The sequence below is a fragment of the Pseudomonas sp. P4_D7 genome (genome assembly GCF_056401755.1).
Map to the genome: position 1 here is coordinate 1 of NZ_JBFUIR010000083.1, position 9,734 is coordinate 9,734.

Genomic DNA, 9,734 nt, shown 5'->3' on the forward strand with positions numbered 1-9,734 from the left:
TGCGTCGCTGAGGTACTCGAGCAGCTTTTCACTGTTGGCCTGCAAGTCGGCGAGCAGGGCGAATACCTGGTGGATGTCATCCCAAACACCATTCAGGGCTTGCTCGAATCCACGCCAATCGGCCTGTTGCAACTGACCGTAACGTTCAAGAAACCCGGCGCTGGAAAACTCCGTCCACTGGGGTTGAAACCTTGCCCACTCCGCGCGCAGCCAGCCTTCCAGGCCTGCAATGACGCCTTCATAAGAGGCATATAGAGCACGCACATGGTCGGTGGACACATCGGGAAAGAAGGTGATGCGATAACGCTGGCCCCGATCGCAGTCGGTCACTTGCAGAATGCCGCTGGGGCCGATGGTGTAACGCAGCGGCTCACCGAAAGTCAGCACGCCGCCGACATCGGCAAGCACCGGTTCGAGGGTTACCGGGGTGTTGCCAATCGGCACAAACCGCGCGGCCTCGAATATGTGCACCAGCGTCAGCGACCCGCTGGCCGAGCACATGACTACCGATGAACTGAGCGGTTGGCGCGACTTGATCGGCGCGCTAAGGCGCACGTCGTTGCCGACCGTAAAAACTTGCTCGACATCCAGCGCGGTGCCTGTCCAGAACTGCTCGGCCCAAGCCTCGTAGTTGTTCAGGCACAGGCGGAATTCGCGGATCAGGTGTTCGAAGTCCGGCTCGTCGGGATTCAAAGCAGCAACAACGAGCAGGCCGATGCTGTTGTTCAGGGCCAGAAGCCGATCGGTTGGAAGCATTCGCAGTCTCTCGCGCACGTCAAAAAGGTGCGGGGACTTTGCAAGGGATCAATCAGGAAAGAAGTCGGGCGAGTAGGTGATGTCTGTAGGATGTTTCGCCAAATATCTGCGAGTAGTTCATCGCTCAATAAACATTGGCCGTTGCTCAATGTCTGTCGCGCTCGTTATGCTGCTGAACCCTTTAATCAGATCCGAGCAGCGGTTCACCTGCCGCCTGGGATGTCTTTGTTAACGGATCCGATGATGAATGCACCACTGAAGGCGTTCGGCCCGATCAAGGCCGTGATTTTCGATATGGACGGTTTGCTGCTGGACACCGAGGGCATTTACACCGAAGTCACTTCGCTGATTGCCCAGCGCTACGGGCGCACCTTCGACTGGAGCGTCAAGCAGAACATCATTGGTCGTGGAGCCAACGATCTGGCCAATTACGTGGTGCAGGCACTGGATCTGCCGATCACCGCCGAAGAGTTTCTGGTGATCCGCGAACCATTGATGCGCGAGCGTTTTCCCACGGCGCAAGCGATGCCGGGTGCCGAGGAGCTGATTCGCCACCTCAAGGCGCACAACATCCCCATCGCCGTCGGCACCAGTTCGTCGCGGCTATCGTTCGGACAAAAAACCACGCTGCACCGCGACTGGTTCGCGCTGTTCGACTTCATTGTCACGGCGGACGATCCGGAAGTCGGCGCGGCGAAACCGGCACCGGATATCTTCCTGACCGCTGCCCGCCGTCTGGGTGTGGCACCTGAGGACTGCCTGGTGTTCGAGGATTCGCCGTTTGGCGTGACCGCAGCGAAAGCCGCAGGCATGACGGCCATCGCCATCCCCGATGCCGCCATGGCCGATGAAAAGTACGCACATGCTGACGGGATTCTTCGTAGTTTGAAAGCGTTCACGCCAAGTGCCTGTGGTTTGCCGGCGCTGGAATGGGTGTAAACATCTGAGACAAAAAAACGCCGCCCCTCTGTAAAAAGAGGAGCGGCGTTTTTCGTTCAGGCGACTCGAAAAATCACGCGCCGAAACCACCGTCGATGGTCAGGCTGGCACCGGTGATGTAACCGGCTTCCGGGCCCGCCAGATAGGCGACGAAACTGGCGATTTCTTCGGCTTTACCGTAACGACCGACGGCCATCAACGGAATGAGGCTTTCGGCAAAGTCACCGTGCGCCGGGTTCATGTCGGTGTCGACCGGGCCAGGCTGGACGTTGTTGATGGTGATGCCGCGCGGGCCGAGGTCGCGGGCCAGACCTTTGGTCAAACCGACCAGCGCCGATTTGCTCATGGCGTACACACCGCCACCGGCGAAGGGCATGCGGTCGGCGTTGGTGCTGCCGATGTTGATGATGCGCGAACCTTCGCCCATGTGCTTGGCGGCTTCTTGCGAGGCGATGAATACGCTGCGCACGTTGATGGCCAAGGTCTGGTCGAAATCTTCCAGGGTGAAATCTTCCAGCGGAGCGACAGCCAGCACACCAGCGTTGTTGACCAGGATGTCGAGTCGGCCAAAGGCTTCGACCGTGGCGCTGACCGCGTGGCGGATCGCTGCGGCGTCGGCGCTGTCGGCCTTGATCGCCAGGGCTTTACCGCCGCTGGCGGTGATGCTGTTCTGTAACTCTTCGGCTTTGGCGGTGGAGCTGACGTAAGTGAAGGCTACTGCAGCGCCTTCAGCGGCCAGGCGTTTGACGATGGCAGCGCCGATACCACGGGAACCGCCTTGAATCAGAGCGACTTTGCCGCCGAGGTGTTGAGTGGTCATGTTCGATCTCCAGACTATTCAAGGCGGGATGCCTTGTTGTTGGTGCCGAGTATCGGCCTCTGATCCACAACCGTGTAGACCCTGATTGCTATAGTCTGTGTAAACCAAAAGTTTATAGTGGCGGCCATGGAAACCTTCAGCAGTATCGAATGCTTTGTCCGTAGTGCTGAGGTCGGCAGCTTTGCCGAGGCGGCGCGGCGCTTGAGTCTGACCCCGGCAGCGGTTGGCAAAAGTGTCGCAAAGCTTGAGGTGCGGCTGGGTGTGCGGCTGTTTCAGCGCAGCACCCGCAGTCTGACGCTGACCGAGGCGGGGCAGCTGTTTTTGAGTGAAGTCAGTGCCAGTCTGACCACGATCCAGAATGCCGTGGCCAATCTGGCCAGTGCCGAAGGGCAGCCGATCGGCACCTTGAAAGTCAGCATGGGCACGGTGTTCGGGCGCCTTTATATAGTGCCGTTGCTCGGCGAGTTTCTGCGGCGCTTCCCGGCGATCAATCCGGACTGGCATTTCGATAATCGTCAGGTCGATCTGATCGGGCAGGGCTTTGATGCGGCGATTGGCGGCGGCTTTGAGCTGCCACAAGGTGTGGTGGCGCGCAGATTGACGCCAGCGCATCGGGTGTTGGTCGCTTCGCAGGATTATCTGAACGGCAATCCTGCGATCACTCATCCGGACGATCTCAAGCAGCACGACGGCATTCTGATTCGCTCACCGCAAACCGGGCGTGTGCGTTCATGGCAATTGACGCACCGCGATCAGCAGCACAGTCCGTTGATGCTCAAGGCCAGGATGACCATGAGCGATTCCGAAGCCGCGTGTGCGACAGCAGCGCAGGGCCTGGGGATTGCACTGGTGAGCATGCCGTTTGCGGTGGGGTATCTGCAGGCGGGTACGTTGCAGCGGGTGTTGCCGGACTGGTTCGTCGATGATGGCAACATCTCCATCTATTACGCCGAACACAAATTGTTGCCGGGCAAGACGCGTGCGTTTGTCGATTATGTGATTGAACAGTTTGCGGAACAGGGATTGGCGCGGCGCTTTAGTGCGATTTGAGCAACCTTGATACCGAGTTGCAGTCTTCGCGAGCGGGCTCGCTCCCACATTTGGAATGCATTTCCCCTGTGGGAGCGAGCTTGCTCGCGAATGGGGCGACTCGGTTTCCGATGATGAGCCTAGCGGGCAAACCGCCCCGTCCAGCCAATGATGTTCTTCGGTCGGGGTGTTGCATACGTTCGCACTTTCGACGTCGACAAGCGCAAGCGCACCAGCGATTCCGCAATCGTTACCGCCGCCGTGACGCCATCCACCACCGGCACGCCAGTGCGCCGACGAATCTGCTCATCCAGGCCGGCCATGCCACCGCAACCCAGGCAGATCACCTCGGCTTTGTCCTGCGTCACCGCCAGTTCTGCCTGATGCACGATGGCTTCCAAGGCACGCTGTGGCTCGTGTTCCAGTTCCAGAACGGCTAGACCACTGGCCCGTACCGATGCACAACGATCCCACAGGCCGGAGAGTTTCAGCCGATCTTCGATCAGCGGTACGGTGCGATCCAGCGTTGTCACCACCGAATAGGCGTGGCCGAGAAACATCGCCGTGCTCGCGGCCGCATCGGTGATATCCACCACTGGCACGTTGAGCAATTCCTGCAGACCTTCGCGACCGTGCTCGCCGTAGCCGGCCTGAATCACGGCATCGAACGGCTGGTCGTAGGCCATCACCCGATCCATCACCGCGATGGCCGCCAGGTAGCTTTCGAAATTGCCTTCAATCGAGTCGGCACCGAAGTACGGCGTCAAACCGACGATTTCGGTACCGGGCGAGGCGACAGCCTGCGCCGAGCGGGCAATGGCCTCGGTGATGGATTCGGTGGTGTTGACGTTGACCACGAGAATACGCATGGGGAAATCCTTATAGCGGGCAGTTCGGCGGCCCGAAGTCCGGGCCACGAGGGAATTAATGGCAGACGTTGTCGACAGCGATCGATTCGCCGCTGATGTCGGCGTAGTGCGGCTGGCGTTTGGCGATGATCAGATAAAGCATTCCGGCGATCGCGGCGCCGATCAGCCAGGAGAACGGCGAGACGCTGTGGAAACCCGGCACGAGCGCCAGGACGATGGCGATCAGCGCCGCAGGAATAAACGCCGCCACCGCACGGAAATTCACCCCACGGCTGTAGTAATAAGCGCCGTCGGGATCTTCGCTGTAGAGCTGCGGGACGTTGATCCGGCCTTTGCGGATCAGCCAGTAGTCGACCATGATCACCCCGTACAACGGGCCGAGCAGGGCGCCGAGGCCAGACAGGAAGTACACGATCACCAGCGGGCTGTTGTAGAGATTCCACGGCAGGATCAGCACGGCAATGGTTGCGCTGATCAGCCCGGCGCGGCGGAAAGTCAGGTACTTCGGCGCCAGGTTGCTCAGCACGAAGGCCGGGGCGACGAAGTTGGCCATGATGTTCACCGCGACGGTGACGATCAGGAATGCCAGGCAACCGAGTACCAGGAAGAAGGTGTTGGGAATTGAGGCGATGATCTCTGTCGGGCTCTCGATGATCCGGCCGTTGATCTGAAATTGCGCACCGCAGAGCAGCACGGTAATCGCGGCGAATACCAGAATATTCACCGGCAAACCCCAGAAGTTTCCTACTTTGATGGTCTTGCGGCACGGCGATGAGCGGGCGAAGTCGCAGAAATTCAGAATCAACGTGCCGTAGATCGCCAGCCACAGTGCGCCGCCGGCAAAAATGTTGCGCCACATCTCGCCACCGGTCAGTGGCTCGCGGATCGACCAGGCGATGGTCGCGTTGGCCTGGAAGTACATCCACGCGGCGAGGGCGGCAACGGTCAGCAGAATCACTGGCCCGGCAAACGCTTCGTAACGGCGGACCATTTCCATGCCGTAGGCGAGGATCGCCAGTTGCACGAACCAGATCGCCACGAAGCACACCCAACCCAGCGACGACAGACCAAGAATCGAATCGTGGTCGTATTCGGCGAATCCGGGATGGACTGCAGTGAGCAATACGCGAAATACCACTGACGCCAGATACGTCTGAATGCCGAACCAGGCGATGGCGATAACCGCGCGGATCAGTGCAGGAATTTGCGCGCCGTGGATGCCGAAACTGATCCGGCTGATCACTGGAAACGGCACCCCGGTTTTTTGTCCCATGTAACCGGACAGGTTCATGAAGACATACACCAGCGCCGCGCCGATCCCCAGCGACAGCAGAATCTGCCAGCCCCCCAGGCCCAAGGCGTACAGACCGATGGCGAACGAGTAGTTGGCGATGTTGTGCACATCGTTGGTCCACAGGGCAAAGATGCTGTATTTGCCCCAGCGTCGACCTTCGGCCTTGGTTGGCGCCAGATCGCTGTTGTGCAGACGCGGACTGAGTTGTAACGGCTCGGCCAGACCGTCATGGGGTAACGGTTGGTCGAGAGCAGCGGCGGGCAGATTCAGCGCGATGTTGTTGGAGAGACTTGTACGCATTCCGGCAGGCTCCTGATGTTCAGGGCCGCGATGACTGTGCATGAGCCGTCAGGCTCGACAAATCTTCGTCGCGGCAGTGAAAGCATCACTGGTTACGGGGCATCTGCAGCCTGTACGGGATAGGGCGCTTCAGGCTTGCGGATCGAAAGTGGTTTTATGTTTTGCAGTTTTGTATACAAAACATGTATGCACCTAAGCCAGATCTGTGCCAGTCGTTGATCTATGTGCAGCCGTGCTCATTTCGAAAAGTTATCGATGTGCGCTAAGTGTCTGAAAATAATTGGCTAAAAATTGACCGGTTGAACAGGTATTTATTTTTGGCGGGGGATTTTGATGGCGGGCGGAGGCGAGGGATTTTTGGCAGGGATGTAACTTTTCAGGGCGCTTAAACAAAAAAGTGCACACATAAATGGCACCGATGGTGACATTCCTGTGTACACATTTATTGATTCGCTACAAAACCCTGTAGGAGTGAGCCTGCTCGCGATAGCGGTGTGCCAGCCAAAAAAATTATCGACTGAGACACCGCTATCGCGAGCAGGCTCACTCCTACAAGGGGGAAATCAGCGCAGCAGGGAGTTAGGCCTTGCTGATGATATTCCCGGCATGCAACCCGCACTCTTTCTGCGTCGCTTCTTCCCACCACCAGCGGCCTTCGCGCTCGTGCTGATTCGGCAGGACAGGTCGGGTGCACGGTTCGCAGCCGATACTGATAAAGCCGCGCTCATGCAGGCTGTTGTACGGCAACTCGAGCATGCGGATGTAACCCCAGATCTCTTCGCTGGTCATCTGCGCCAACGGGTTGAACTTGTACAGGGTGCGCTCGGGAGTGGAGAACGCGGTATCGATTTCCATCACGGCTACAGCACTGCGGGTGCCCGGGCTCTGGTCGCGGCGCTGGCCGGTGGCCCAGGCTTTGACGGTGGACAATTTTCGGCGCAGCGGCTCGATCTTGCGGATACCGCAGCATTCGCCGTGGCCGTCCTTATAGAAACTGAACAGGCCTTTTTCCTTCACGAACGGTTCGAGTTTCGTGTAGTCCGGCGACACCAGTTCGATGTCGATCTTGTAGTGCTCGCGCACCTGATCGATGAAGCGGTAGGTCTCCGGGTGCAGACGGCCGGTGTCGAGGCTGAACACCTTGACGTTCTTGTTGAGCTTCCAGGCCATGTCCACCAGCACCACATCCTCGGCGCCGCTGAAAGATATCCACAAGTCATCGCCGAACTCGGCGAACGCGAGTTTGAGGATGTCTTGCGCGGATTTGTTGGCATAGGTCGTGGCGAGTTCCACGACGTCGAACGTTGCACTCATCAGGGCGGCTTCCTACAGGTCGGTGGCGCTGGGCGCTCTATATGGCGCTGATGGTAACAAAAAGCTGCACGGCTCGGGGGCGTGCTGTGCGTTGCGCGTCTGCATGTGAGTCGCTAGAGTTCGGCCTCGCTCGACTCAAATAATCAATACAAACGGGAGTGTCTTGTGGAAATTGCTTGCCTGGATCTTGAAGGGGTGTTGGTGCCGGAAATCTGGATCGCCTTCGCCGAAAAAACCGGAATCGAATCCCTCAAGGCCACCACCCGGGACATTCCGGATTACGACGTGCTGATGAAGCAGCGCCTGCGCATCCTCGATGAGCACGGCTTGAAGCTGTCGGACATTCAGGAAGTGATCGCCACACTGAAGCCGCTGGACGGCGCGGTGGAGTTCGTCAACTGGCTGCGCGAACGCTTTCAGGTGGTGATTCTGTCGGATACGTTTTACGAGTTCTCGCAGCCGCTGATGCGGCAGCTGGGCTTTCCGACGTTGCTTTGCCATCGCCTGATTACTGACGAAACCGGGCGGGTGACCAGCTATCAGTTGCGCCAGAAAGATCCCAAGCGCCAGTCGGTACTGGCGTTCAAGAGCCTGTATTACCGGGTGATTGCGGCGGGGGATTCGTATAACGACACGACGATGCTGGGCGAGGCTGATGCGGGGATTCTGTTTCATGCGCCGGAGAATGTGATTCGTGAGTTCCCGCAGTTTCCTGCGGTGCATACCTTTGCCGAGTTAAAGCAGGAATTCCTCAAAGCCTCAAATCGCGACCTGAGTTTGTAGTCGTCTGGAAGGGCCCCTTCGCGAGCAGGCTCGCTCCCACACTTGGAATGCATTCCCCTGTGGGGCGAGCCTGCTCGCGAAGCTTTTAGAGGTTTTGCAGGGTTTCCAGCAGAACCTTCACTTTGGTAATCGACTCCTGATATTCAGCCTGCCAATCCGAATCGGCCACAATTCCGCCACCGCCCCAGCAGCACACCTGCCCATCCTTGACCAACAGACTGCGAATCGCGATGGAACTGTCCATCTCGCCGCGCACGTCCAGATACAGCAACGAGCCGCAATACAACCCACGCCGCGTCGGTTCCAGCTCATCGATGATCTGCATCGCGCGGATCTTCGGCGCGCCGGTAATCGAGCCACCGGGGAAACTGCCGGCAATCAAATCCAGTGCGTCACGACCATCCGCCAGCTCACCGGTGACGCTGCTGACCAGGTGATGCACGTTCGGATAGCTTTCCAGGCTGAACAGCTCCGGTACTCGTACCGAACCGATGCGGCAGGTGCGGCCGAGATCGTTGCGCAGCAGGTCGACGATCATCAGGTTTTCCGCACGATCCTTGGGGCTGGCCAGCAGTTCGGCGGCGTTCGCGGCATCTTCAGTCGGGGTCATGCCGCGCGGACGGGTGCCTTTGATAGGCCGGGTTTCCACCTGACGGTCGCTGACTTTGACGAAGCGCTCTGGCGACAGACTCAAAACGGCACCGCCATCAGGCAGGCTCTGGAAACCGGAGAACGGCGTCGGGCAGGCTTCGCGCAATGCGCAATAAGCCAGCCACGGATCGCCTTGGCATGAAGCGCGAAAGCGCTGAGCGAAGTTGACCTGATAGCAATCGCCGGCCTGGATGTAATGCTGGATGCGCTCGAAGGCCTGACGATAATTGTCGGCCGAGAGGTCGGCGGTCATTGGCTGGTTCAGTTTGAACGGCGCCATCGACTCGACAAGCGGCTGGCTGAACAGCGCGATCAGCCGCTGTTTCTCGCTATCGATCACGGATGGATGAAACACCAGTTGGCTGCTGGCCGTCTGGTGATCGCTGATCAGCGCCCAGTCGTACAGGCCAAAGCGGGCATCAGGCAATTGCAGATCATCCAGCGCCTGGCTCGGCAGGTTTTCCAGATGCCGACCGAAATCGTAGCTCAGGTAGCCGATCAAACCGCCAGCGAATGGCAGGTCGAAACCCGTTGGCAAATCAGCCTTGCCCAGACGGGTCAGATTATCCCGCAGGCGCTGAAGGAATACGCCGCCGCTTTCGTCGGGCAACACCGCCAGATGTTCCAGCGGCCAGGCGCTGAGCAGGTCATAACGACCACGGTCGGCACTCGGCCGGCCACTGTCGAGCAGCACGGCGCCGGGCGCGTTGCGGATGGCCGCGAAGTAGTCGGCGGGATTGGCATGGTAGGGCAGCGGGTGTACGGAACAGGTCAACATGGGCGGGGCAGATCGGCCGTTGAGGCGGGGTGGGGATTGTAGTCCTCTCTCGGCTGTCAGATCAAAATCAAAAGCCTACCCCCTCACCCCAACCCTCTCCCCCAAGGGGGCGAGGGGGAAAGGGAGCAGATCTTCATGCTTTTCAAGAYCCGAGTTCGGCTCGATATCTCAAGCTGGCGAGGGGGAAAGGGAGCAGATCTT

At 59.0% G+C, this 9,734-nt stretch carries 8 protein-coding genes and 1 pseudogene; 3 read left to right on the forward strand and 6 right to left on the reverse strand.

The features are described from left to right. A pseudogene (locus tag AC1DVF_RS27725) lies at positions 1-756 on the reverse strand (type IV secretion protein Rhs); the annotation flags it as partial. 243 nt (positions 757-999) lie between these two features. On the opposite strand from AC1DVF_RS27725, the gene AC1DVF_RS27730 reads away from it, so the two are divergent. Beyond that, a complete protein-coding gene (locus AC1DVF_RS27730) occupies positions 1,000-1,695 on the forward strand; it encodes an HAD-IA family hydrolase (RefSeq protein WP_460090263.1) in 696 nt (231 codons plus the stop codon). Between the two features lie 73 nt (positions 1,696-1,768). Here AC1DVF_RS27730 and AC1DVF_RS27735 read toward each other — a convergent pair whose 3' ends face one another. Continuing rightward, positions 1,769-2,515, reverse strand: a complete 747-nt coding sequence (locus AC1DVF_RS27735; protein ID WP_093431727.1) for a 3-oxoacyl-ACP reductase family protein — start codon at positions 2,513-2,515, stop codon at positions 1,769-1,771. 126 nt (positions 2,516-2,641) lie between these two features. Here AC1DVF_RS27735 and AC1DVF_RS27740 point away from each other — a divergent pair, with 126 nt between their 5' ends. After that, positions 2,642-3,565: a LysR family transcriptional regulator gene (locus AC1DVF_RS27740; protein ID WP_093431729.1), complete on the forward strand. Its 924-nt coding sequence runs from the start codon at positions 2,642-2,644 to the stop codon at positions 3,563-3,565. A gap of 119 nt (positions 3,566-3,684) precedes the next feature. Here the strand turns inward: AC1DVF_RS27740 and AC1DVF_RS27745 are convergent, their stop codons facing one another. The 3 genes from AC1DVF_RS27745 to AC1DVF_RS27755 form a co-directional block, all read right to left on the reverse strand. Next, positions 3,685-4,413, reverse strand: coding sequence for an aspartate/glutamate racemase family protein (locus AC1DVF_RS27745; protein WP_477783483.1), 729 nt, complete (start codon positions 4,411-4,413; stop codon positions 3,685-3,687). A 55-nt stretch (positions 4,414-4,468) separates the two neighbouring features. Continuing rightward, the gene (locus tag AC1DVF_RS27750) at positions 4,469-6,007 is read right to left on the reverse strand and encodes an NCS1 family nucleobase:cation symporter-1 (RefSeq protein WP_460127699.1); all 1,539 of its coding nucleotides are present in this window, start codon (positions 6,005-6,007) and stop codon (positions 4,469-4,471) included. A gap of 579 nt (positions 6,008-6,586) precedes the next feature. Continuing rightward, positions 6,587-7,321, reverse strand: coding sequence for a phosphoadenylyl-sulfate reductase (locus tag AC1DVF_RS27755; protein WP_093431738.1), 735 nt, complete (start codon positions 7,319-7,321; stop codon positions 6,587-6,589). A gap of 165 nt (positions 7,322-7,486) precedes the next feature. Here AC1DVF_RS27755 and thrH point away from each other — a divergent pair, with 165 nt between their 5' ends. After that, positions 7,487-8,104, forward strand: a complete 618-nt coding sequence (gene thrH, locus AC1DVF_RS27760; RefSeq protein ID WP_007916444.1) for a bifunctional phosphoserine phosphatase/homoserine phosphotransferase ThrH — start codon at positions 7,487-7,489, stop codon at positions 8,102-8,104. A gap of 85 nt (positions 8,105-8,189) precedes the next feature. Here the strand turns inward: thrH and pabB are convergent, their stop codons facing one another. Further along, positions 8,190-9,533, reverse strand: coding sequence for an aminodeoxychorismate synthase component I (pabB, locus tag AC1DVF_RS27765; RefSeq protein ID WP_477783484.1), 1,344 nt, complete (start codon positions 9,531-9,533; stop codon positions 8,190-8,192). Positions 9,534-9,734 lie beyond the last annotated feature (201 nt).